Raw genomic sequence first — 22,670 nt, 5'->3', positions numbered from 1 at the left:
ATTATTGCCATTCAGTATATTTTGACAGGAAGAGTATTTTGACTACTGACACTCATACTCTGCACATTGAAGAGATTTTAGAACTTCTGCCGCACCGCTTCCCGTTTTTACTGGTCGATCGCGTGCTGGATTTTGAAGAAGGTCGTTTTCTGCGCGCAGTGAAAAATGTTTCTGTAAACGAACCGTTTTTCCAGGGACATTTCCCTGGTAAGCCGATTTTTCCGGGCGTTCTGATCCTGGAAGCGATGGCGCAGGCCACCGGCATTCTGGCATTCAAAAGCGTAGGTAAACTGGAACCTGGCGAGCTGTACTATTTCGCCGGGATCGACGAAGCACGCTTTAAACGCCCGGTTGTGCCTGGCGATCAAATGATCATGGAAGTGACCTTTGAAAAAACCCGTCGTGGCCTGACCCGCTTCAAGGGCGTTGCCCTGGTTGACGGTAAAGTGGTCTGTGAAGCGACTATGATGTGTGCGCGTAGCCGGGAGGCCTGATACGTGATTGATAAAACCGCCTTTATTCATCCAACCGCCATTGTGGAAGAGGGTGCTGTCATCGGCGCCGGCGCCCATATTGGCCCGTTTTGTATTGTTGGCCCGAATGTTGAAATCGGCGAGGGCACCGTACTGAAATCTCATGTCGTGGTTAACGGTCATACTAAGATCGGCAATGACAACGTGATCTATCAGTTCGCTTCCATCGGGGAAGTTAACCAGGATCTGAAATATGCTGGTGAACCGACGCGTGTGGAAATTGGCGACCGCAACCGTATCCGCGAAAGCGTGACCATTCATCGCGGCACAGTACAGGGCGGCGGATTGACGAAGGTGGGCAGCGATAACCTGCTGATGGTCAATGCTCATGTGGCGCATGACTGCACCATCGGCAACCGCTGCATTCTCGCCAACAACGCCACGCTGGCGGGGCACGTATCGATTGATGACTTCGCGATTATCGGCGGTATGACGGCCATCCATCAGTTCTGCATCATTGGTGCGCACGTGATGGTGGGCGGTTGTTCTGGCGTCGCCCAGGATGTACCGCCGTACGTGATTGCGCAGGGCAACCACGCCACGCCTTTCGGTGTCAACATCGAAGGGCTGAAGCGTCGCGGCTTCAGCCGTGAGGCGATTACGGCGATCCGTAATGCGTACAAACAGCTGTACCGTAGCGGTAAAACGCTGGAAGAAGCCAAACCAGAGATTGAAGCCCTGGCCGAACAGTATCCGGAAGTCAAAGCGTTCACCGAGTTCTTCGAACGTTCGACGCGCGGACTGATTCGTTAATGGCGGAACAGCGTCCTCTGACAATTGCCCTGGTCGCCGGAGAAACCTCCGGCGATATCCTTGGTGCAGGCCTTATCCGCGCACTGAAAGCGCGGGTACCCGATGCACGCTTTGTCGGTGTGGCGGGTCCATTGATGCAGGCGGAAGGTTGTGAAGCCTGGTATGAAATGGAAGAGCTGGCGGTGATGGGCGTTGTCGAGGTGCTGGGGCGTCTGCGTCGTCTGCTGCACATTCGTGCCGATCTCACTCAGCGCTTTACTGAGCTCCAGCCCGATGTTTTCGTGGGTATTGATGCGCCTGACTTTAACATTACCCTTGAAGGGAATCTGAAAAAGCAGGGGATCAAAACCATTCATTACGTCAGCCCGTCCGTCTGGGCCTGGCGACAAAAACGTGTTTTCAAAATCGGCAGATCCACCAACCTGGTGCTCGCTTTCCTGCCTTTCGAAAAAGCGTTTTATGACCGTTTCAACGTGCCGTGCCGGTTTATCGGCCACACCATGGCTGACGCCATGCCGCTGGATCCCGATAAAAACGCGGCGCGCGACGCACTGGGCATTGCGCATGACGCTCACTGTCTCGCGTTACTGCCCGGCAGTCGCGGCGCAGAAGTGGAAATGCTCAGCGCAGATTTCCTGAAAACGGCGCAGATCCTGCGTAATCATTATCCTGATCTCGAGGTGGTTGTGCCGCTGGTTAACGCGAAGCGGCGCGAACAATTTGAGCGGATTAAAGCTGAGGTTGCTCCCGATCTCCGCGCGCATTTGCTTGACGGCAAAGGGCGCGAGGCGATGGTCGCCAGCGATGCAGCATTGCTCGCTTCCGGTACGGCGGCGCTGGAGTGTATGTTGGCGAAATGCCCGATGGTGGTGGGCTATCGCATGAAGCCGTTTACGTTCTGGCTGGCGAAGCGTTTAGTGAAAACAGACTATGTTTCGTTGCCGAATCTGCTTGCCGGGCGTGAGCTGGTGAAAGAGCTCCTGCAGGACGACTGCCAGCCGCAGACACTGGCTGACGCGCTGCTGCCGTTGCTGGCCAATGGCAAAACCAGCCATGAAATGCATGACACTTTCCGAGAGCTGCATCAGCAAATCCGCTGCAATGCGGATGAGCAGGCCGCCGATGCGGTACTGGAGTTAGCACAATGATGGAATTTATCTATCCGCACACGCACCTGGTGGCGGGTGTGGATGAAGTTGGTCGTGGCCCGCTGGTCGGCGCGGTCGTGACAGCGGCGGTGATCCTCGATCCCGCGCGCCCGATCGTGGGCCTTAACGACTCCAAAAAACTCTCTGAAAAGCGCCGTCTCGCGCTGTTTGACGAAATCACCGAGAAAGCCCTGTGCTGGAGCCTTGGCCGCGCAGAGCCGCATGAAATCGATGAACTGAATATATTGCACGCCACGATGCTGGCGATGCAGCGCGCCGTTGCCGGGTTAACGATCGCGCCGGAATATGTGCTGATTGACGGCAACCGCTGCCCGGCGCTGCCCATGCCATCTCTGGCGGTGGTCAAAGGCGACAGCCGGGTGCAGGAAATCAGTGCCGCGTCGATTCTGGCGAAAGTGACGCGTGATGCGGAAATGACGGCGCTGGATCTCAACTTTCCCCAGTATGGCTTTGCGCAGCATAAAGGGTATCCTACCGCTTTCCACCTGGAGAAGCTGGCCGAACACGGTGCGACCGAGCACCATCGACGCAGTTTTGCTCCGGTAAAACGTGCGCTGGGTCTGGTGTCCTGACCGGGCGCTATTAAGCAACGCGGAATCTGAAGATGGCTGAACCACGTTTCGTACACCTGCGGGTGCACAGTGACTACTCCATGATCGATGGGCTGGCGAAGACCGGGCCGCTGGTGAAAAAGGCGGCCGCGCTCGGTATGCCTGCGCTGGCGATCACCGATTTCACCAACCTGTGCGGGCTGGTGAAGTTCTACGGAGCGGGACACGGTGCCGGCATGAAGCCGATCGTCGGCGCCGATTTTCACGTCCAGAGCGATCTGCTGGGCGAGGAACTCACCGAACTGACAGTGCTTGCTGCCAACAATACCGGGTACCAGAACCTGACGCTGCTGATTTCCCGTGCTTACCAGCGCGGTTACGGCGCGCTGGGGCCGTGGATCGACCGCGACTGGCTGGTCGAGCACAACGACGGGCTGATTTTGCTGTCAGGCGCGCGGATGGGCGACGTGGGTCGCAGTCTGCTGCGCGGCAACATGGCGCTGGTCGATCAGTGCGTGTCGTTTTATGAAGAACATTTCCCTGATCGCTACTATCTTGAGCTGATTCGTACCGGCCGTGCGGATGAAGAGAACTATCTTCACGCGGCGATAAACCTGGCCGAAGAGCGCGGGTTGCCGGTAGTGGCGACCAATGACGTACGGTTTATCGACGCCGGTGATTTTGACGCCCATGAAATTCGCGTCGCGATCCACGACGGCTTTACGCTTGATGATCCCAAACGCCCCCGCAACTACTCCGCACAACAGTACATGCGTACTGAAGATGAAATGTGCGAGCTGTTCGCAGATATCCCTGAAGCGCTGGAGAACACGGTTGAGATTGCCAAACGCTGCAACGTGACCGTGCGTTTAGGCGAATACTTCCTGCCGCAGTTCCCTACCGGGGAGATGACCACAGAAGACTTCCTGGTTACCAAATCGAAAGAGGGTCTGGAAGAGCGTCTTGAATTCCTGTTCCCTGATCCTGAAGAGCGCATAAAACGCCGCCCGGAATATGATGAGCGTCTGGATATTGAACTCCAGGTGATCAACCAGATGGGGTTCCCTGGCTACTTCCTTATCGTGATGGAGTTTATCCAGTGGTCGAAGGATAACGGCGTGCCGGTGGGTCCTGGGCGAGGTTCCGGTGCGGGTTCGCTGGTGGCCTACGCGCTGAAAATTACCGATCTCGATCCTCTCGAATTCGATCTGCTGTTCGAACGTTTCCTTAACCCGGAACGTGTCTCTATGCCTGACTTTGACGTCGACTTCTGCATGGAGAAGCGCGACCAGGTGATCGAGCACGTGGCGGACATGTATGGCCGCGACGCGGTATCGCAGATTATCACCTTCGGTACGATGGCGGCGAAAGCGGTTATCCGCGACGTGGGCCGCGTGCTGGGGCACCCTTATGGCTTCGTCGATCGCATCTCTAAACTGGTGCCGCCCGATCCGGGCATGACGCTGGCGAAAGCGTTTGAAGCCGAGCCGCAACTGCCGGAGATCTACGAGGCAGACGAAGAGGTGAAAGCGCTGATCGACATGGCGCGCAAGCTGGAAGGCGTCACGCGTAACGCCGGTAAACACGCCGGTGGCGTGGTGATCGCGCCGACTAAAATCACCGATTTCGCCCCGTTGTACTGCGATGAAGCGGGTCAGCACCCGGTAACGCAGTTTGATAAGAACGACGTGGAATACGCCGGGCTGGTCAAATTCGACTTCCTCGGTCTGCGCACGCTCACCATTATTAACTGGGCGCTGGAGATGATTAACGCCCGCCGTGAGAAAAACGGCGAGCCGCCGCTGGATATCGCTGCCATCCCGCTGGATGACAAGAAAAGTTTCGACATGCTGCAGCGCTCGGAAACCACCGCGGTATTCCAGCTTGAATCGCGTGGCATGAAAGATCTGATTAAACGTCTGCAGCCTGACTGCTTCGAAGATATGATCGCGCTGGTGGCCCTGTTCCGTCCTGGGCCGTTACAGTCGGGCATGGTAGATAACTTTATCGACCGTAAGCACGGACGCGAAGAGATTTCCTACCCGGACGTTCAATGGCAGCATGAGAGCCTGAAACCGGTGCTGGAGCCGACCTACGGCATTATTTTGTATCAGGAACAGGTGATGCAAATCGCTCAGGTGCTTTCCGGCTATACGCTGGGCGGCGCGGATATGCTGCGTCGTGCGATGGGTAAGAAAAAGCCAGAAGAGATGGCCAAGCAGCGCGGCACCTTTGAAGAAGGGGCGAAGAAAAACGGCGTTGACGGCGAACTGGCGATGAAAATCTTCGACCTGGTGGAGAAATTCGCCGGTTACGGATTTAACAAATCTCACTCCGCCGCTTACGCGCTGGTCTCCTACCAGACGCTGTGGCTGAAGGCGCACTATCCGGCCGAGTTTATGGCGGCGGTAATGACCGCCGATATGGACAACACCGAAAAAGTGGTGGGGCTGGTGGATGAATGCTGGCGCATGGGGCTTAAAATCCTGCCGCCGGATATCAACTCCGGTCTGTACCATTTCCACGTCAATGATGATGGTGAAATCGTTTACGGCATTGGGGCGATCAAAGGCGTCGGTGAAGGCCCTATCGAGGCAATCCTCGAAGCACGTAACGAGGGCGGTTATTTCCGTGAGTTGTTTGATCTCTGCGCGCGCACTGACACCAAAAAACTCAACCGCCGGGTACTGGAAAAACTGATCATGTCCGGGGCGTTTGACCGGCTTGGCCCGCACCGCGCGGCGTTGATGAATTCGCTCAGCGATGCGCTGAAAGCCGCCGATCAACATGCCAAAGCCGAAGCTATCGGCCAGGCTGATATGTTTGGTGTGCTGGCGGAAGAACCTGAACAAATTGAACAATCCTATGCCAGTTGCCAGCCCTGGCCGGAACAAATCGTTCTGGATGGCGAGCGTGAAACGTTAGGGCTGTACCTGACGGGGCACCCGATCACCCAGTATCTGAAAGAAATTGAGCGCTATGTCGGAGGCTACCGGCTGAAAGACATGCATCCGACCGAACGTGGTAAAGTCACCACGGCGGCGGGGCTCGTGATTGCCGCGAGGGTCATGGTCACCAAACGCGGCAATCGTATCGGCATCTGTACGCTGGATGACCGTTCCGGGCGGCTTGAAGTGATGTTGTTCACGGACGCCCTGGATAAATACCAGCAATTGCTGGAAAAAGACCGCATACTTATCGTCAGCGGACAGGTCAGCTTTGATGACTTCAGTGGGGGGCTTAAAATGACCGCCCGCGAAGTGATGGACATTGACGAAGCCCGGGAAAAATATGCACGCGGGCTTGCTATCTCGCTGACGGACAGGCAAATTGATGACCAGCTTTTAAACCGTCTCCGCCAGTCTCTGGAACCCCACCGTTCGGGGACCATTCCAGTGCATCTCTACTATCAGAGAGCGGATGCACGCGCGCGGTTGCGTTTTGGCGCGACCTGGCGTGTCTCTCCGAGCGATCGTTTACTCAATGATCTGCGTGGCCTCATCGGCCCGGAGCAGGTGGAACTGGAGTTTGACTAATACAGGAATACTATGAGTCTGAATTTCCTTGATTTCGAACAGCCGATCGCCGAGCTGGAAGCGAAAATCGATTCCCTGACAGCAGTAAGCCGTCAGGATGAGAAACTGGATATTAACATCGATGAAGAAGTGCATCGTCTGCGTGAAAAAAGCGTAGAACTGACACGCAAAATCTTCGCCGATCTTGGTGCATGGCAGGTTGCCCAGCTGGCGCGCCATCCACAACGCCCATATACCCTGGATTATGTTCGCCTGGCGTTCGACGAATTCGACGAGCTGGCCGGTGACCGCGCTTATGCTGACGACAAAGCGATTGTCGGCGGGATTGCGCGTCTGGACGGGCGTCCGGTGATGATCATTGGTCATCAGAAAGGCCGCGAAACCAAAGAGAAAATTCGCCGTAACTTTGGTATGCCAGCGCCGGAAGGCTACCGCAAAGCGCTGCGCCTGATGCAAATGGCAGAACGCTTCAATATGCCGATCATCACTTTCATCGACACGCCGGGCGCATACCCTGGCGTGGGCGCGGAAGAGCGTGGTCAGTCTGAAGCAATCGCCCGCAACCTGCGTGAAATGTCGCGCCTGAAAGTGCCGACCATCTGTACCGTCATCGGTGAAGGCGGTTCCGGTGGTGCGCTGGCCATCGGCGTGGGCGACAAAGTCAACATGCTGCAGTACAGTACTTATTCGGTGATCTCGCCGGAAGGTTGTGCGTCAATTCTGTGGAAAAGCGCTGACAAAGCGCCGCTGGCTGCGGAAGCGATGGGCATTATCGCCCCACGCCTGAAAGAGCTGAAGCTGATCGATTCCATCATTCCGGAACCGCTGGGTGGCGCACACCGCAACCCGGAAGCGATCGCCGCCAGCCTGAAGGCGCAACTGCTGGCCGACCTCGCTGATCTCGATGTGCTGAGCAAAGACGATCTGCTCAATCGTCGCTATCAGCGCCTGATGAGCTACGGTTACGCATAACCGACAGAGCCTTCCGAAAAGCCGCACAAGAGTGCGGCTTTTTTTATATCTGCAGTGCAGCCAGGCTATGATTAGCTAAAGATTTTCCAGGAGGAACACGTGAACATTATTGCCATCATGGGGCCTCACGGGGTCTACCACAAAGACGAGCCGATCAAGGAACTGGAAGCGGCGCTGGCGCGGCAGGGGTTCAAAACCATCTGGCCGCAAAACAGCGCCGATCTGATCAAGTTCATTGAGCATAATCCACGTATTTGCGGCGTGATTTTCGACTGGGACGAATACAGCGTCGATTTGTGCAGTGAGATAAACCAGCTGAATGAATATCTTCCGCTTTACGCTTTTATTGATACCCACTCGACGATGGATGTCTCGGTCCACGACATGCGCATGGCGCTATGGTTCTTTGAGTATGCGCTGGGGCAGGCGGAGGACATCGCCACCCGCATTCGTCAGTACACCGGCGAGTATCTGGATAACATCACGCCGCCGTTTACCCGCGCGCTGTTCACATATGTGAAAGAGGGCAAATACACCTTCTGTACACCCGGGCACATGGGCGGTACGGCCTATCAGAAAAGCCCGGTGGGCTGCCTGTTTTATGATTTTTTCGGCGGGAATACGCTGAAAGCGGATGTGTCGATTTCAGTAACGGAACTGGGTTCGCTGCTCGATCACACCGGCCCGCATCTGGAAGCGGAAGAATATATCGCCCGTACATTCGGTGCCGAGCAGAGCTATATGGTGACCAACGGCACCTCGACCTCGAACAAAATCATTGGTATGTATGCCGCGCCCGCGGGCAGTACGCTGCTCATCGACCGCAACTGCCACAAATCGCTAGCGCATCTGCTAATGATGAGCGACGTTGTGCCGCTGTGGTTGAAGCCGACGCGTAACGCACTGGGGAACCTGGGCGGCATTCCACGACGCGAATTCACCCGTGACAGCCTCGCGCAAAAGGTAGCGGCCACGCCGCAGGCGCAGTGGCCGGTGCATGCGGTGATCACCAATTCGACTTATGACGGCCTGCTGTATAACACCACCTGGATTAAGCAGACGCTGGACGTTCCCTCTATTCATTTTGATTCCGCCTGGGTGCCCTATACGCATTTTCACCCGATCTATCAGGGAAAAAGCGGGATGAGCGGCGACCGGGTGCCGGGCAAAGTGATTTATGAGACGCAATCAACGCACAAGATGCTCGCAGCGCTGTCGCAGGCTTCACTGATTCATATCAAAGGGGATTATGACGAAGAGGCGTTTAACGAAGCGTTTATGATGCATACCTCAACGTCGCCGAGTTATCCCATTGTCGCCTCGATTGAAACGGCGGCGGCAATGCTGCGAGGAAATCCGGGTAAGCGGCTTATTCATCGCTCGGTCGAGCGCGCACTGCATTTCCGTAAAGAGGTGCAACGATTGAGGGAAGAATCAGACGGCTGGTTCTTTGATATCTGGCAGCCGGAAGCGGTAGACGAAGCGGAGTGCTGGCCGGTCGCACCGGGTGAAGACTGGCACGGTTTCGCCGATGCCGACGCGGACCATATGTTTCTCGACCCGGTCAAAGTGACCATTCTGACGCCGGGCATGGATGAGCAGGGGAATATGGGCGATGAGGGGATCCCGGCAGCGCTGGTCGCAAAATTCCTTGACGAACGCGGTGTGGTAGTGGAAAAAACCGGGCCTTACAACCTGCTGTTTTTATTCAGTATCGGCATCGATAAAACCCGGGCAATGGGGTTATTGCGTGGGCTGACGGAATTTAAACGCGCGTACGATCTCAATTTACGCGTCAAAAATATGCTACCTGATCTCTATGCCGAAGATCCTGATTTCTACCGTAACATGCGCATTCAGGATCTGGCGCAGGGGATCCACAAACTGATCCGTCAGCATCAGCTTTCGCACCTGATGCTGCGCGCATTTGATGTGCTTCCGCAAATGGTTATGACGCCGCATCAGGCGTGGCAACGGCAGATCAAAGGCGAGGTGGAAACCATCGAGCTCGAGCATCTGGTGGGCCGCGTCTCGGCGAATATGATCCTGCCTTATCCGCCGGGAGTACCGCTGCTGATGCCGGGTGAGATGATCACCGAAGAGAGCCGGTCGGTGCTCGATTTCCTGCTGATGCTGTGTTCCATCGGGCACCACTATCCCGGATTTGAAACCGACATCCACGGCGCGCGGCGCGGTGAGGACGGCATCTATCGGGTACGAGTCTTAAAAAATGACTGAAGGGTTGCGCGCATCGGGCGCGGGCGAGTAACGTGCAGGGAGACTTTAAGGAGGATTTTCATGCTGGGTTTAAAACAGGTTCACCACATTGCCATCATTGCGTCGGATTACGCGAAGAGCAAAGCGTTCTACTGCGACATTCTCGGTTTTACGCTGCAGAGTGAAGCGTATCGCGAAGCGCGCGATTCCTGGAAAGGCGATCTGGCGCTGAACGGGCAGTATGTGATTGAACTGTTCTCCTTTCCGTTTCCGCCAGCGCGCCCGAGTCGCCCGGAAGCCTGTGGGTTGCGCCATCTGGCGTTCAGCGTAGAGGATATCGATCAGGCCGTCGTTCACCTTGAAGGCAAAGGCGTGCGTTGTGAAGCGATTCGCGTTGATCCTTTTACCGACAAGCGCTTTACCTTTTTTAACGATCCGGACGGCCTGCCGCTGGAACTCTATCAGCAATAACGCTTGTCATCACCGACTTAGCCCGGTAACGTGCCGGGTTAGGCTTCTTTAATGCAATACCATCATGACAACCCCGGCAATCGCTCAATTTCTCTCTCCCTGGCGTCGTTTTCTGGTCGCGTTCAGCGGCGGGCTTGACTCTACCGTACTGCTGCACCAGTTGTTCTGCTGGCGGCAAGAAAACCCCGACATCCAGTTACGCGCGATTCATATTCATCACGGTCTTAGCGCCAACGCTGATGACTGGGTGACGCATTGCCAGCAGCTTTGTGCACAGTGGGAAATCCCGCTGGAGGTGGTTCGCGTTACGCTGGTGGATGAAGGAAAGGGAACGGAAGCGCATGCGCGACTGGCGCGTTACACCGCTTTTCGTGAGGCGCTGGCGCCTGGCGAAGTGCTGGTCACGGCGCAGCATCTGAACGATCAGTGTGAAACCTTTTTGCTGGCGTTAAAGCGCGGCAGCGGGCCGGCGGGGTTGTCGGCGATGCCTACTCAGGCAGATTTCGCCGGGACGAAACTGCTGCGCCCGTTACTGAATACGTCCCGTGCCTCGCTGTTGCAGTGGGCGCAGGATCATGCGCTGAGCTGGATCGAAGACGAATCCAATCAGGACGATACCTATGACCGTAACTTCCTGCGCCTGCGCGTGGTGCCTGAGTTTACCGCTCGCTGGCCGCATTTTGCACAAGCGGTCGCGCGCAGTGCGGCACTGTGCGGCGAGCAGGAAAAACTGCTGGATGAGCTGTTGACCGATGAACTGGCGACATTAACGGACAGCGAAGGCGCGTTGATCATCGCACCGCTGGAGCACGTCAGCGAGGTGCGCCGCGCCGCGCTGTTGCGGCGCTGGCTGGCGCAACAGCAGGCGCCTATGCCTTCCAGAGAAAGTCTTCAGCATCTGTGGGACGAAGTGGCGCAGGCCCGCGAGGATGCGAACCCTTGTCTGCGCGTTGGCGAGTTTGAAATCCGTCGTTTTCAGCACCGGCTCTGGTGGCTGAAAGCGCATGCCAGTCAGGCGGAGCGGGTGATTGCCTGGCCATCGCCATCGGCAGTGCTCACACTACCGGATAATCTCGGCCAGTTGCGGCTGACGCCGGGTGGGCTGATTCGCGCTCCGGCGGATGACGATGTTGTCAGCGTGCGGTTTAAAGCGCCGGGCATGCTGCGCATTGTGGGGCGTAACGGGAGCCGCAAGCTGAAAAAAATCTGGCAGGAACTGGGCGTCGCGCCCTGGCTGCGGGACACAACGCCGCTGCTGTTTTATGGTGAGACGTTGATTGCAGCGGCGGGGCAGTTTGTGACGCGGGACGGTCTGGCAGAAGCGGGGAATGGCGTACAGCTGGAATGGATAAAAAACGGGCAGTTGCCTGCCCGTTCATAAATTACGACTCACTGACCACGACGGTGCCGATTTCCGGATGACTGAAGCTGGCGATTTTATCAAGACGTAGCTCCCGGGTTTCACCGGAGACGTCGACGACCAGATACTCCACGTTTTTACGTGACAGCAGGTCATCGGCCTTCGCTTTCAGGACTTCACCATCTTTCAGCTCCAGCGTCAGGATCAGATGATGCTGGCAGGCGAGTTCGAGATTGTCATAGTCATCACAATTGATGGGTTGATAAGTATCATTCATTGACATAATCGCTCACCAGTAAGTTCGCAGCGGCATAGGCTGCTTTTTCCCTGACCGACTCTGAAACGGCATGATCAGATGCAACATCATTCAATGCCTTCAGCACACAACCCAGCGCATCCGGGATATACCCTAAATCTCCGCTGGCAATTTCCGCATATCTCGCGCGTATTAACTCACAATACTTTTCCACATGCCCTCCTGTCAGCGTTCTGACTTAACCGTGGGATGCAAGTTTAAGCCTACGAAGATAAACTCTGTTTAGCAAGGTGACTATACCATACCCATCAAAGCAATATCAGCAGGATGAGCGTTAACTCGGCGAATTCGTGACAGCCTTTTGTCACGGATTTCGCTACAATAACCGCCAATTTTTGCAGGAGTTACCTCATGGCGCTGAAAGCGACAATTTATAAAGCGACAGTGAACGTTGCCGACCTCGACCGCAATCAGTTTCTGGATGCTAACCTGACGCTGGCGCGTCACCCCTCGGAAACCGAAGAGCGAATGATGCTGCGTTTGCTGGCCTGGCTGAAATATGCCGACGAGCGGTTGCAGTTCACGCGCGGGTTAAGTGCGGATGATGAGCCTGAGCTCTGGCTGTTAAACGATCACTTAGCGATTGATTTATGGATTGAACTGGGGCTGCCGGACGAACGCCGTATCAAAAAAGCCTGCTCACGTTCGCAGGCGGTGGCGTTGTTCACGTATAACAGCCGCGCGGCGGAAGTGTGGTGGCAGCAGAACCAGGCGAAGCTGGCCTCGTTTGATAATCTGTCAATCTGGTATCTTGATGATGCGCAGTTAGCGCAGCTGAGTGCCTTTGCCGCACGCACCATGACGTTACAGGCGACGTTGCAGGATGGTGCCATCTGGCTGTCGGATGATCAGAATAATCTGGAAATTCATTTGATCCCCTGGCAACAGCAGGCATGATTACCCTTTCGCGAAATGTCTCCCTGGCTGACGATGAAGTGGTGATTACGGCGATCCGTGCGCAGGGCGCGGGTGGGCAGCACGTTAACAAAGCCTCAACGGCTATACATTTGCGCTTTGACATTCGGGCCTCGAGCCTGCCAGAGTACTACAAGGAGCGCCTACTGGCCGCCAGCCATCATTTAATTTCTGAAGATGGCGTGATCGTGATAAAGGCGCAGGAATATCGCAGCCAGGAGATGAATCGGGAAGCCGCACTGGCTCGCCTGGTGAGCGTCATAAAAGAATTAACCGCCGTGCAGAAACATCGTAAATCAACCCGACCCACAAAAGCGTCGAAAGAACGCAGACTGGCCTCAAAGGCTCAGAAATCCTCGGTAAAAGCGCTGCGCGGTAAAGTTCGTCATTCCTCATCGTGACGAAGAAAAACCATTGAGAATAAGGAATTCAAGGTGAAGAAAGCGATATTAACAGTGGCTGCAGCCTGCACGCTCTTTGCGCTCATCGGCTGTAATAACCGTGCTGAAGTGGATACGGTGCTGGTGCCGCAGTCGGAAGCGTTAACCCCGATGCAGCAAAGCTGGCGTGGTATTTTACCTTGTGCGGATTGCGAAGGTATTGAGACGTCGCTGTTCCTGGAAAAAGACGGTACCTGGGTGATGAACGAACGCTATCAGGGCGTACAACACGAGCCGTCTTCATTTGCGTCATATGGGACCTGGGCGCGCACGGCAGATAAACTGGTGCTGACCGACAGCGACGGAGAAAAGTCTTACTACCGTGCGAAGGGCAATAAACTGGAAATGCTCGATCGTGACGGTAACCCGATCGAATCGACACTGAATTATACGCTTGAACCGGTAAAGGCAAGCCTGCCGACGACGCCGATGGCGATGCGTGGAATGTATTTTTATATGGCTGACGCCGCCATCTTTACTGATTGTGCAACGGGTCAGCGCGTCGCGGTAGCCAATAATGCCCAGCTGGAACGAGATTATGCCGTTGCGCGAGGCACCGAAACCAAACCCATTTTACTGGTGGTCGAAGGGCATTTCACCCTTGAGCCAAATCCGGATACCGGCGAAATGACCAAAACGCTGATGGCGGATAAAGGATCTAAATTTATCCCCGGCAAAGACTGTAACGAGTAATAAAAAAAGCCTCGCGATTGCGAGGCTTTTTTGTCAGCTTAGCCCTTAATGGCAGTGACCAGGTAATTGAGAATGTCGCCGGTTTTAATCAGCTGCTTCTCACCTGAACGACGGTATTTATATTCGATATCGTCGTTATCAAGGTTACGGTCGCCAATCACGATGGTGTGAGGGATACCAATCAGCTCCATATCGGCGAACATCACGCCCGGACGCTCTTTACGGTCATCCATCAGCACGTCAATGCCCTGCGCGCGCAGTTCGTTGTACAGTTTTTCCGCCAGCTCCTGTACGCGATAGGACTTGTGCATGTTCATCGGCAGGATCGCCACCTGGAACGGCGCGATGGCGTCCGGCCAGACGATACCTCGCTCATCGTTGTTCTGTTCGATCGCCGCCGCAACCACACGTGTCACGCCGATACCGTAACAACCCATCGTCAGGATCTGGTTACGACCATCTTCACCCTGCACAGCGGCATTCATCGCCTGAGAGTACTTGGTGCCAAGCTGGAAGATATGACCCACTTCGATACCGCGTTTGATAAGCAGCGTACCCTGACCGTCCGGACTCGGATCGCCAGCAACCACGTTGCGGATGTCGGCCACTTCTGGCGTCGCAACGTCGCGATCCCAGTTGATGCCAAAATAGTGTTTGCCATCAATGTTCGCGCCAGCACCGAAATCGCTCATCGCCGCCACAGTACGGTCGATCACCACCGGAACCGGCATGTTCACCGGGCCAAGGGAACCCGGACCGGCATTCACTACCGCGCGAATTTCCGCTTCGGTGGCGAAGGTCAGCGGGCTTGCCACCTGCGGCAGCTTCTCTGCTTTCACTTCGTTCAGTTCGTGATCGCCACGCACCAGCAGCGCAATCAGCGGATATTCGCTGCCTTCCACCGTCTTCACCAGCAGCGTTTTAACGGTTTTCTCAATCGGCAGATTGAACTGCTCAACCAGCTCGGCGATGGTTTTCGCGTTCGGCGTATCGACCAGCGTCATTTCCTGCGTTGCAGCCGCGCGCGGCGTTTTCGGCGCAAGGGCTTCTGCGAATTCAATGTTAGCGGCAAAATCAGAGCTGTCGGAGAAGATCACATCATCTTCACCGCTCTGTGCCAGCACCTGGAACTCATGAGAAGCGCTACCGCCGATAGAGCCGGTATCTGCCTGCACGGCGCGGAAATCCAGACCCATGCGGGTGAAGATTTTGCTGTAGGCGGCATACATCGCATCGTAGGTTTCCTGCAAGGATTCCTGTGAGGTATGGAAAGAGTAGGCATCTTTCATCAGGAATTCGCGGGAACGCATGACGCCAAAACGCGGACGCACTTCGTCACGGAACTTGGTCTGGATCTGGAAGAAGTTCAACGGCAGCTGTTTGTATGAGTTCAGCTCGTTACGGATCAGATCGGTAATCACTTCTTCGTGAGTCGGGCCTAGGACAAACGGACGATCGCCACGATCAACAAAGCGCAGCAGTTCCGGGCCATACTGCTCCCAACGACCGCTCTCCTGCCACAGATCAGCTGGCTGAACTACTGGCATTGACACCTCAATCGCACCGGCGTTGTTCATCTCTTCACGCACGATGTTTTCGACTTTTTTCAGGACGCGCAGGCCGGTTGGCAGCCAGGTGTATAACCCGGAGGCCAGCTTGCGGATCATCCCGGCGCGCAGCATCAGCTGATGGCTGATGACTTCGGCGTCGGCAGGTGTCTCCTTCAGAGTGGAGAGCAGATATTGGCTAGTACGCATGTTGTTACGATTCCATTTGGACGATTGGAACAGACTCAGGGCGAGCCTGATTCAAAAAAAGTGGTTTAGTTTACCAGTGTGGCAAAGATGCCAAAAGAGAGGAAAAATAAAATTAGCGCGGTTCCAGCGCAAAGACTTCGAAACCGTTGCTGTTTACGCGCCAGCGAACGTTGAAATCCAGCAACCAGACGGCGTAGGTTTTCCCGCTTTCTTCTTCTTTTCGATACGCCGGACGCGGATCCTGGGCCAGAACGTCGCAAATGAACGTTTTCAACTGCGGATACCGTTTTTCCAGCGGCAATAACTGGGCTTCAACGTCGTCGGTAAAGCTGACGGGCATGTCGGCCTGCGGTGCCTGTTGCGCGTAGCTGGCGGTGGCGTTCGGCAGCGCTTCAGCAAACGGCAGATAGGGTTTAATGTCGATGACCGGCGTGCCGTCCACCAGATCCAGACTGCCCAGTTGCAGGATCACCTGATCTTTCTCACAGCGGATGCCCCTCAGTTCAACCAGCGACATGCCGATCGGATTCGGGCGGAAGGTGGAACGGGTGGCAAAAACGCCCATACGGGTATTACCGCCAAGACGCGGTGGTCTGACGGTAGGACGCCAGCCGCCGTCCATCGTCTGATGAAAAACAAACAACACCCACAAATGGCTGAAACCTTCAAGACCACGAACGGCTTCGGCCTGATTGTAGGGGGGAAGCAAATGAAGTTCGCCGCCCTGGCTTTTCACCAGCCCCGGCTGGCGGGGAACGGCAAACTTCTCTTTATACGGAGAGCGAATGATGCCTATTTGCTCAAACTGAAACGCACTCATTTCGCCGAAACGTTGAGGGCCGATCCGATACAGACGGCCTGACGATAGCAACCCGGCGTACCGCTGGTCACTTCGCAGCTGTGCAGCAGAACCGCGTTCGCCTTCATTTTAGAAGCGTTAATCTGCATACGTTTCCGCGCTGTTGGAATGTTTGGCGGAGAGTCCTGATTGGACGCCTGGCAGGAATCACCGGAGACTTCACCGAGTTCGCGGAAAGGTTTACCGAGCAAATCTTCTGCTTTGGTGTAGATTTTTACCGGAACAGGGCGCGGTGCTTTGGGTTTGACGGTTTCCGTTTTGGGCGGCGTTGCGGTGCTTTGTACGGGTTCGACAGGAGATCTGCTTAGCATGGAACAGCCGCTTAACATGAGTGCCAGTAAACAGATCGGTAAAGCACGCATAATATTTCCTCAATGAATGGTAAACCAGACAGTTATTGAATCAGGTGCTGGTCAAAATGACAAGACGGGCATATGCCCGTCCTGAATGATATTGACTGGGGAGAGAGATTACCAGCCTTTCACTGCACCGCCATTAAAGATTTTGTCGGCCGCCGCAGCCACTTCGTCAGACTGATACGCTTCAACGAATTTTTTCACGTTTTCGGCGTCTTTGTTATCTTCGCGGGAAACGATCAGGTTAACGTACGGAGACTCTTTATCTTCAACAAAGATACCGTCTTTCGCCGGCGTCAGGTTGATCTGGCTGGCGTATGTGGTGTTGATGACGGCCAGCGCAATCTGTGCGTCGTCCAGAGAACGCGGCAACTGCGGCGCTTCCAGCTCAACAATTTTCAGGTTTTTCGGGTTCTGCTCGATATCCAGCACGGTTGGCAGCAGGCCCACGCCATCTTTCAGTTTGATCAGACCCACTTTCTGCAGCAGCAGCAGGGAACGGCCAAGGTTGGTCGGATCATTCGGAACGGCAACCTGTGATTCTGGCTGCAGCTCGTCCAGCGTTTTGATTTTTTTGGAGTAACCTGCGATCGGGTAAACGAAAGTGTTTCCGACTGGTACCAGTTTGTAGCCGCGATCTTTGATCTGCTGATCCAGGTACGGTTTGTGCTGGAAGGCGTTTGCATCGATATCGCCTTTGCTCAGCGCTTCGTTCGGCAGAACGTAATCGTTAAAGGTCACCAGTTCAACATCCAGACCGTATTTCTCTTTCGCAACTTTCTGCGCGACTTCAGCAACCTGCTGCTCAGCGCCAACGATGATACCTACTTTAATGTGGTTCGGATCTTTTTCATCCTGACCGCAACCCACCAGAGCCAGAGAACCAAGCAGGGCACCCACGGCCGCAAAAGTCTTCAAATTGAACGCCATGTTATTTCCTTTGTATGTTGTGTATTACGTTATTTGTGAGTCACAGTCCGGACGATACGATCGCCGCAGAATTGAATTAAATAAACCAGAACGACTAACAATACCAGTACCGTATTCATTACCGTCGCGTTATAGCCGATATAGCCGTACTGATAGCCAATCTGGCCGAGACCGCCTGCGCCAACGGCACCGCCCATCGCCGAATAGCCTACCAGTGTGATAAGGGTAATCGTTGCCGCATTCACCAGACCGGGCAGCGCTTCCGGCAAAAGGACTTTGCGTACGATCTGCATCGGCGTAGCGCCCATAGCGCGGGACGCTTCAATCAATCCGGTGGGAATTTCAAGCAACGCGTTTTCTACCATACGGGCGATAAACGGCGCCGCCCCGACGGTCAGCGGGACAATCGCTGCCTGCAGACCGATGGAGGTGCCGACGATTACCCGGGTGAATGGGATCATCCACACCAGCAAAATAATAAAAGGAATCGAACGGAAGATATTCACCAGCGCCGAAACGGTGCGGTAGATCTTCGCATTTTCCACAATCTGCCCCGGACGGGTGACATACAGCAGAACCCCCACGGGCAGGCCGAGGACAAAACCGAACAGGCCGGAGACGAAGGTCATCGCCAGCGTCTCCCAGACGCCGCGGGCCAGTAACCACATCATTGGCTCAGACATAACCCAGCACCTCTACTTTTACATGTCGTTCCTGCAGCCAGGCAATGGCGGCTTGCGTATCTACTTGTGTTCCGTGCATTTCGGTCAGCATGATGCCGAACTTAACGCCGCCGGCGTAATCCATCTGTGCGCTGATAATATTGTTATTCACGTTAAAACGACGCGCGGTTTCGGAGAGCAGCGGGGCGTCAACGGACTGACCGGTAAATTCCATGCGCAGCATCGGCACGCTGTCCGACAACGGGAAGTCTTTCAGGCGCGCCAGGTAATCTTCCGGGATATCCAGATGCAGTGTCGACTGAATGAACTGTTGTGCCAGCGGGGTTTTCGGATGGGAGAACACTTCACTCACCGTATCCTGCTCGATCAACTGACCGTTGCTAATAACCGCAACGCAATCGCAGATGCGTTTCACCACATCCATCTCATGCGTGATCAGTAGAATGGTCAGGCCCAGACGACGGTTAATGTCTTTCAGCAGTTCCAGAATGGAGCGCGTGGTGGCCGGGTCGAGCGCGCTGGTGGCTTCATCACACAGCAGTACTTTGGGATTGCTGGCCAGCGCACGCGCAATGGCGACGCGCTGCTTTTGACCGCCCGACAGGTTTGCCGGATAGCTGTCGTGTTTATCGCTCAGACCGACCAGATCCAGCAATTCAGTGACGCGGCGCTTTATTTCTTCTTTCGGGGTGTTATCGAGCTCCAGCGGCAACGCGACATTACCAAAAACGGTACGAGAAGCGAGCAGGTTAAAGTGCTGGAAAATCATGCCGATCTGGCGACGTGCTTTGGTCAGCGCGGATTCTGAGAGCGTCGTCAACTCCTGGCCGTCAACCAGTACGCTGCCCTGAGTCGGACGTTCCAGCAGATTCACACAGCGAATCAGCGTACTTTTACCCGCACCGGAGGCGCCAATGACGCCGTAGATTTGCCCGGCAGGTACATGCAGGCTGACATCATTGAGAGCCTGAATAGTACGGTTTCCCTGCTGGAACACTTTGGTGATTTTCGAAAGTTTAATCATTAGGTATTTATTATCGTTTAAATGTTAGCCGTGGCATTTTTTACTGCCGGACGCGCACGAAGGCCGTCAATGAAATGGATGTTAAGGCATCCAGACGTCTAAATCAATCCAGCTTTCAATAATGAGCACTTTCTTGCGTGACGAAACATGCGATACTAGCGGCACAGGCTATATTCAGGAGCTCATCGTGGCAAAGTCAGTACCCGCAGTTTTTCTCGATCGTGATGGCACAATAAATATTGATCACGGCTATGTGCATGAAATTGATGATTTTGAGTTTATTGATGGCGTCATTGATGCCATGCGTGAACTCAAAGAGATGGGTTTTGCTCTGGTACTGGTGACCAACCAGTCCGGAATTGCGCGCGGCAAATTTACCGAAGCGCAGTTTGAAACACTGACCGAGTGGATGGACTGGTCACTGGCCGACCGCGGTGTCGATCTGGATGGTATCTATTATTGTCCACATCATCCACAAGGGAGCGTAGAGGAATTCCGCCAGGTCTGTGATTGCCGCAAACCGCACCCGGGAATGCTGATCTCTGCGCGTGATTATCTGCACATTGATATGGCTGCGTCTTATATGGTTGGCGATAAGCTGGAAGATATGCAGGCGGCGACCGCGGCAGAGATCGGAACCAAAGTGCTGGTGCGTACCGGTAAGCCTGTAACCGACGAGGCTGAAAAGTCAGCTGATTGGGTGATTAATAGTCTTGCTGATTTGCCTGCGGCTATCAAAAAGCGGAAATAACCAGCGTTATGACGAAAAGATGAGCGGTTGAAATAAAAATGAATTTTTCCGCTTGTCATTCCTCGCAGGCCCCCTATAATGCGCCTCCATCGACACGGCGCTGATGACAAACATCACACAGCGACGGTGAGTCGGAAGAGAAAAAATCCTGAGAAATTGGGGTTGACTCTGAAAGAGGAAAGCGTAATATACGCCACCTCGCGACAGTGCGCTGTAAGCCGCGTCGCAACTGCTCTTTAACAATTTATCAGACAATCTGTGTGGGCACTCGGAGTGACTGGATTCTTAACGTCCTCGGACGAAAAATGAATACCAAGTCTCAAAGAGTGAACACGTAATTCATTACGAAGTTTAATTCTTAGAGCATCAAACTTAAATTGAAGAGTTTGATCATGGCTCAGATTGAACGCTGGCGGCAGGCCTAACACATGCAAGTCGAGCGGCAGCGGGGGGAAGCTTGCTTCCCCGCCGGCGAGCGGCGGACGGGTGAGTAATGTCTGGGAAACTGCCTGATGGAGGGGGATAACTACTGGAAACGGTAGCTAATACCGCATAACGTCTTCGGACCAAAGTGGGGGACCTTCGGGCCTCATGCCATCAGATGTGCCCAGATGGGATTAGCTTGTTGGTGGGGTAACGGCTCACCAAGGCGACGATCCCTAGCTGGTCTGAGAGGATGACCAGCCACACTGGAACTGAGACACGGTCCAGACTCCTACGGGAGGCAGCAGTGGGGAATATTGCACAATGGGCGCAAGCCTGATGCAGCCATGCCGCGTGTATGAAGAAGGCCTTCGGGTTGTAAAGTACTTTCAGCGGGGAGGAAGGTGCTGTGGTTAATAACCGCAGCAATTGACGTTACCCGCAGAAGAAGCACCGGCTAACTCCGTGCCAGCAGCCGCGGGATACGGAGGGTGCAAGCGTTAATCGGAATTACTGGGCGTAAAGCGCACGCAGGCGGTCTGTCAAGTCGGATGTGAAATCCCCGGGCTCAACCTGGGAACTGCATCCGAAACTGGCAGGCTTGAGTCTTGTAGAGGGGGGTAGAATTCCAGGTGTAGCGGTGAAATGCGTAGAGATCTGGAGGAATACCGGTGGCGAAGGCGGCCCCCTGGACAAAGACTGACGCTCAGGTGCGAAAGCGTGGGGAGCAAACAGGATTAGATACCCTGGTAGTCCACGCCGTAAACGATGTCGACTTGGAGGTTGTGCCCTTGAGGCGTGGCTTCCGGAGCTAACGCGTTAAGTCGACCGCCTGGGGAGTACGGCCGCAAGGTTAAAACTCAAATGAATTGACGGGGGCCCGCACAAGCGGTGGAGCATGTGGTTTAATTCGATGCAACGCGAAGAACCTTACCTGGTCTTGACATCCACGGAAGTTTTCAGAGATGAGAATGTGCCTTCGGGAACCGTGAGACAGGTGCTGCATGGCTGTCGTCAGCTCGTGTTGTGAAATGTTGGGTTAAGTCCCGCAACGAGCGCAACCCTTATCCTTTGTTGCCAGCGATTAGGTCGGGAACTCAAAGGAGACTGCCAGTGATAAACTGGAGGAAGGTGGGGATGACGTCAAGTCATCATGGCCCTTACGACCAGGGCTACACACGTGCTACAATGGCATATACAAAGAGAAGCGACCTCGCGAGAGCAAGCGGACCTCATAAAGTATGTCGTAGTCCGGACTGGAGTCTGCAACTCGACTCCACGAAGTCGGAATCGCTAGTAATCGTGGATCAGAATGCCACGGTGAATACGTTCCCGGGCCTTGTACACACCGCCCGTCACACCATGGGAGTGGGTTGCAAAAGAAGTAGGTAGCTTAACCTTCGGGAGGGCGCTTACCACTTTGTGATTCATGACTGGGGTGAAGTCGTAACAAGGTAACCGTAGGGGAACCTGCGGTTGGATCACCTCCTTACCTGAAAGAACCTGCCTCTGAAGTGCTCACACAGATTGTCTGATGAAATTACAGCAGTAAAAAATCTCTGCAGGCTTGTAGCTCAGGTGGTTAGAGCGCACCCCTGATAAGGGTGAGGTCGGTGGTTCAAGTCCACTCAGGCCTACCAAATTTTCCCTGAATACTGCGTTGCGAAACGACTCGCATACTGATTGTATGCTTCGCCGTTGCGCGCCTTGTCTCAGGAAAAATTACCGGTACAGAGGTAATCACGATGGGGCTATAGCTCAGCTGGGAGAGCGCCTGCTTTGCACGCAGGAGGTCTGCGGTTCGATCCCGCATAGCTCCACCATCTTTACTGCGACACAAGAAAACTTCAGAGTGTGCCTGAAAAGGTTCACTGCGAAGTTTTGCTCTTTAAAAATCTGGATCAAGCTGAAAATTGAAACACTGAATAGTCGAAAGATTATTCGTGAGTCTCTCAAATTTT

At 54.7% G+C, this 22,670-nt stretch carries 21 protein-coding genes, 2 tRNA genes and 1 rRNA gene; 16 read left to right on the top strand and 8 right to left on the bottom strand.

The window, feature by feature from the left end:
* The first annotated feature begins 38 nt into the window (after positions 1-38).
* The 9 genes from fabZ to tilS all read left to right on the top strand — a co-directional run bounded on the left by fabZ (position 39) and on the right by tilS (position 11,583).
* A complete protein-coding gene (fabZ, locus tag QMG90_RS17330; protein WP_006817227.1) occupies positions 39-494 on the top strand; it encodes a 3-hydroxyacyl-ACP dehydratase FabZ in 456 nt (151 codons plus the stop codon).
* A gap of 3 nt (positions 495-497) precedes the next feature.
* Positions 498-1,286 carry an acyl-ACP--UDP-N-acetylglucosamine O-acyltransferase gene (gene lpxA / locus QMG90_RS17325; protein ID WP_283280856.1) on the top strand — a complete coding sequence of 263 codons (789 nt, stop codon included), beginning with the start codon at positions 498-500 and terminating at the stop codon, positions 1,284-1,286.
* On the top strand, positions 1,286-2,434 hold the full coding sequence (lpxB, locus tag QMG90_RS17320; RefSeq protein ID WP_283280854.1) for a lipid-A-disaccharide synthase: 1,149 nt from the start codon (positions 1,286-1,288) through the stop codon (positions 2,432-2,434). The genes lpxA and lpxB overlap by 1 nt, the downstream gene beginning before the upstream one ends.
* Complete coding sequence (gene rnhB, locus QMG90_RS17315; protein ID WP_283280852.1) at positions 2,431-3,027, top strand: ribonuclease HII; 597 nt, start codon at positions 2,431-2,433, stop codon at positions 3,025-3,027. The genes lpxB and rnhB overlap by 4 nt, the downstream gene beginning before the upstream one ends.
* Positions 3,028-3,059: 32 nt before the next feature.
* Positions 3,060-6,542, top strand: coding sequence for a DNA polymerase III subunit alpha (gene dnaE, locus QMG90_RS17310; protein WP_283280851.1), 3,483 nt, complete (start codon positions 3,060-3,062; stop codon positions 6,540-6,542).
* A 12-nt stretch (positions 6,543-6,554) separates the two neighbouring features.
* Positions 6,555-7,514: an acetyl-CoA carboxylase carboxyl transferase subunit alpha gene (accA, locus tag QMG90_RS17305; protein WP_049847509.1), complete on the top strand. Its 960-nt coding sequence runs from the start codon at positions 6,555-6,557 to the stop codon at positions 7,512-7,514.
* A gap of 99 nt (positions 7,515-7,613) precedes the next feature.
* Complete coding sequence (gene ldcC, locus QMG90_RS17300; RefSeq protein WP_283280849.1) at positions 7,614-9,752, top strand: lysine decarboxylase LdcC; 2,139 nt, start codon at positions 7,614-7,616, stop codon at positions 9,750-9,752.
* A 60-nt stretch (positions 9,753-9,812) separates the two neighbouring features.
* Positions 9,813-10,202, top strand: a complete 390-nt coding sequence (locus QMG90_RS17295; RefSeq protein WP_283280848.1) for a VOC family protein — start codon at positions 9,813-9,815, stop codon at positions 10,200-10,202.
* 64 nt (positions 10,203-10,266) lie between these two features.
* Positions 10,267-11,583: a tRNA lysidine(34) synthetase TilS gene (gene tilS, locus QMG90_RS17290; protein WP_283280847.1), complete on the top strand. Its 1,317-nt coding sequence runs from the start codon at positions 10,267-10,269 to the stop codon at positions 11,581-11,583.
* A 1-nt stretch (position 11,584) separates the two neighbouring features.
* On the opposite strand, the gene rof is transcribed toward tilS, so the two are convergent.
* Both rof and QMG90_RS17280 read right to left on the bottom strand, forming a co-directional pair.
* Positions 11,585-11,845, bottom strand: coding sequence for a Rho-binding antiterminator (gene rof, locus QMG90_RS17285; protein WP_283280845.1), 261 nt, complete (start codon positions 11,843-11,845; stop codon positions 11,585-11,587).
* Positions 11,832-12,032: a YaeP family protein gene (locus tag QMG90_RS17280; protein WP_054178438.1), complete on the bottom strand. Its 201-nt coding sequence runs from the start codon at positions 12,030-12,032 to the stop codon at positions 11,832-11,834. Before QMG90_RS17280 ends, rof begins: the two co-directional genes overlap by 14 nt.
* A 197-nt stretch (positions 12,033-12,229) precedes the next feature.
* Between QMG90_RS17280 and QMG90_RS17275 the strand changes: the two genes are divergently transcribed.
* From QMG90_RS17275 to nlpE, 3 genes are read left to right on the top strand one after another with little or no spacing between them, the layout of a single operon-like run.
* Complete coding sequence (locus QMG90_RS17275) at positions 12,230-12,775, top strand: YaeQ family protein (protein WP_283280842.1); 546 nt, start codon at positions 12,230-12,232, stop codon at positions 12,773-12,775.
* Entirely contained in the window at positions 12,772-13,194 is a 423-nt protein-coding gene (gene arfB, locus QMG90_RS17270; RefSeq protein ID WP_283280841.1) for an alternative ribosome rescue aminoacyl-tRNA hydrolase ArfB, read from the top strand. Before QMG90_RS17275 ends, arfB begins: the two co-directional genes overlap by 4 nt.
* Positions 13,195-13,227: 33 nt before the next feature.
* On the top strand, positions 13,228-13,926 hold the full coding sequence (nlpE, locus tag QMG90_RS17265; protein ID WP_283280840.1) for an envelope stress response activation lipoprotein NlpE: 699 nt from the start codon (positions 13,228-13,230) through the stop codon (positions 13,924-13,926).
* A 38-nt stretch (positions 13,927-13,964) separates the two neighbouring features.
* Here the strand turns inward: nlpE and proS are convergent, their stop codons facing one another.
* The 6 genes from proS to metN all read right to left on the bottom strand — a co-directional run bounded on the left by proS (position 13,965) and on the right by metN (position 19,535).
* On the bottom strand, positions 13,965-15,683 hold the full coding sequence (gene proS, locus QMG90_RS17260) for a proline--tRNA ligase (protein ID WP_283280839.1): 1,719 nt from the start codon (positions 15,681-15,683) through the stop codon (positions 13,965-13,967).
* Between the two features lie 112 nt (positions 15,684-15,795).
* Complete coding sequence (gene tsaA / locus QMG90_RS17255; RefSeq protein ID WP_283280838.1) at positions 15,796-16,503, bottom strand: tRNA (N6-threonylcarbamoyladenosine(37)-N6)-methyltransferase TrmO; 708 nt, start codon at positions 16,501-16,503, stop codon at positions 15,796-15,798.
* Complete coding sequence (rcsF, locus tag QMG90_RS17250) at positions 16,500-16,904, bottom strand: Rcs stress response system protein RcsF (protein ID WP_038155493.1); 405 nt, start codon at positions 16,902-16,904, stop codon at positions 16,500-16,502. Before rcsF ends, tsaA begins: the two co-directional genes overlap by 4 nt.
* 108 nt (positions 16,905-17,012) lie before the next feature.
* On the bottom strand, positions 17,013-17,828 hold the full coding sequence (locus tag QMG90_RS17245) for a MetQ/NlpA family lipoprotein (RefSeq protein ID WP_054178444.1): 816 nt from the start codon (positions 17,826-17,828) through the stop codon (positions 17,013-17,015).
* 29 nt (positions 17,829-17,857) lie between these two features.
* The gene (locus QMG90_RS17240; protein ID WP_038155488.1) at positions 17,858-18,511 is read right to left on the bottom strand and encodes a methionine ABC transporter permease MetI; all 654 of its coding nucleotides are present in this window, start codon (positions 18,509-18,511) and stop codon (positions 17,858-17,860) included.
* Positions 18,504-19,535 carry a methionine ABC transporter ATP-binding protein MetN gene (gene metN / locus QMG90_RS17235; RefSeq protein WP_283280835.1) on the bottom strand — a complete coding sequence of 344 codons (1,032 nt, stop codon included), beginning with the start codon at positions 19,533-19,535 and terminating at the stop codon, positions 18,504-18,506. Before metN ends, QMG90_RS17240 begins: the two co-directional genes overlap by 8 nt.
* A gap of 187 nt (positions 19,536-19,722) precedes the next feature.
* On the opposite strand from metN, the gene gmhB reads away from it, so the two are divergent.
* The 4 genes from gmhB to QMG90_RS17215 all read left to right on the top strand — a co-directional run bounded on the left by gmhB (position 19,723) and on the right by QMG90_RS17215 (position 22,532).
* Positions 19,723-20,286 carry a D-glycero-beta-D-manno-heptose 1,7-bisphosphate 7-phosphatase gene (gene gmhB / locus QMG90_RS17230; protein WP_283280834.1) on the top strand — a complete coding sequence of 188 codons (564 nt, stop codon included), beginning with the start codon at positions 19,723-19,725 and terminating at the stop codon, positions 20,284-20,286.
* A gap of 374 nt (positions 20,287-20,660) precedes the next feature.
* Positions 20,661-22,201: ribosomal RNA gene (locus QMG90_RS17225) — 16S ribosomal RNA — on the top strand.
* 71 nt (positions 22,202-22,272) lie between these two features.
* Positions 22,273-22,349: transfer RNA gene (locus QMG90_RS17220), tRNA-Ile, on the top strand.
* A 107-nt stretch (positions 22,350-22,456) separates the two neighbouring features.
* Positions 22,457-22,532: transfer RNA gene (locus tag QMG90_RS17215), tRNA-Ala, on the top strand.
* Positions 22,533-22,670 lie beyond the last annotated feature (138 nt).

Origin of the sequence: Trabulsiella odontotermitis (assembly GCF_030053895.1) — a bacterium.
GTDB classification, from domain to species: Bacteria; Pseudomonadota; Gammaproteobacteria; order Enterobacterales; family Enterobacteriaceae; genus Trabulsiella; species Trabulsiella odontotermitis_C.
The sequence above is the reverse complement of the archived record's forward strand: the minus strand, read 5'-3'. Positions and strand labels throughout refer to the sequence as shown.

Excerpts from the sequence above, each read along its gene's own strand:
- QMG90_RS17240 (WP_038155488.1), bottom strand. The coding sequence starts at position 18,511 with ATGTCTGAGCCAATGATGTGGTTACTGGCCCGCGGCGTCTGGGAGACG.
- rcsF (WP_038155493.1), bottom strand. The coding sequence starts at position 16,904 with ATGCGTGCTTTACCGATCTGTTTACTGGCACTCATGTTAAGCGGCTGT.
- tsaA (WP_283280838.1), bottom strand. The coding sequence starts at position 16,503 with ATGAGTGCGTTTCAGTTTGAGCAAATAGGCATCATTCGCTCTCCGTAT.
- metN (WP_283280835.1), bottom strand. The coding sequence starts at position 19,535 with ATGATTAAACTTTCGAAAATCACCAAAGTGTTCCAGCAGGGAAACCGT.
- accA (WP_049847509.1), top strand. The coding sequence starts at position 6,555 with ATGAGTCTGAATTTCCTTGATTTCGAACAGCCGATCGCCGAGCTGGAA.
- lpxB (WP_283280854.1), top strand. The coding sequence starts at position 1,286 with ATGGCGGAACAGCGTCCTCTGACAATTGCCCTGGTCGCCGGAGAAACC.
- arfB (WP_283280841.1), top strand. The coding sequence starts at position 12,772 with ATGATTACCCTTTCGCGAAATGTCTCCCTGGCTGACGATGAAGTGGTG.
- rnhB (WP_283280852.1), top strand. The coding sequence starts at position 2,431 with ATGATGGAATTTATCTATCCGCACACGCACCTGGTGGCGGGTGTGGAT.
- dnaE (WP_283280851.1), top strand. The coding sequence starts at position 3,060 with ATGGCTGAACCACGTTTCGTACACCTGCGGGTGCACAGTGACTACTCC.
- QMG90_RS17275 (WP_283280842.1), top strand. The coding sequence starts at position 12,230 with ATGGCGCTGAAAGCGACAATTTATAAAGCGACAGTGAACGTTGCCGAC.
- proS (WP_283280839.1), bottom strand. The coding sequence starts at position 15,683 with ATGCGTACTAGCCAATATCTGCTCTCCACTCTGAAGGAGACACCTGCC.
- tilS (WP_283280847.1), top strand. The coding sequence starts at position 10,267 with ATGACAACCCCGGCAATCGCTCAATTTCTCTCTCCCTGGCGTCGTTTT.
- QMG90_RS17245 (WP_054178444.1), bottom strand. The coding sequence starts at position 17,828 with ATGGCGTTCAATTTGAAGACTTTTGCGGCCGTGGGTGCCCTGCTTGGT.
- QMG90_RS17295 (WP_283280848.1), top strand. The coding sequence starts at position 9,813 with ATGCTGGGTTTAAAACAGGTTCACCACATTGCCATCATTGCGTCGGAT.
- rof (WP_283280845.1), bottom strand. The coding sequence starts at position 11,845 with ATGTCAATGAATGATACTTATCAACCCATCAATTGTGATGACTATGAC.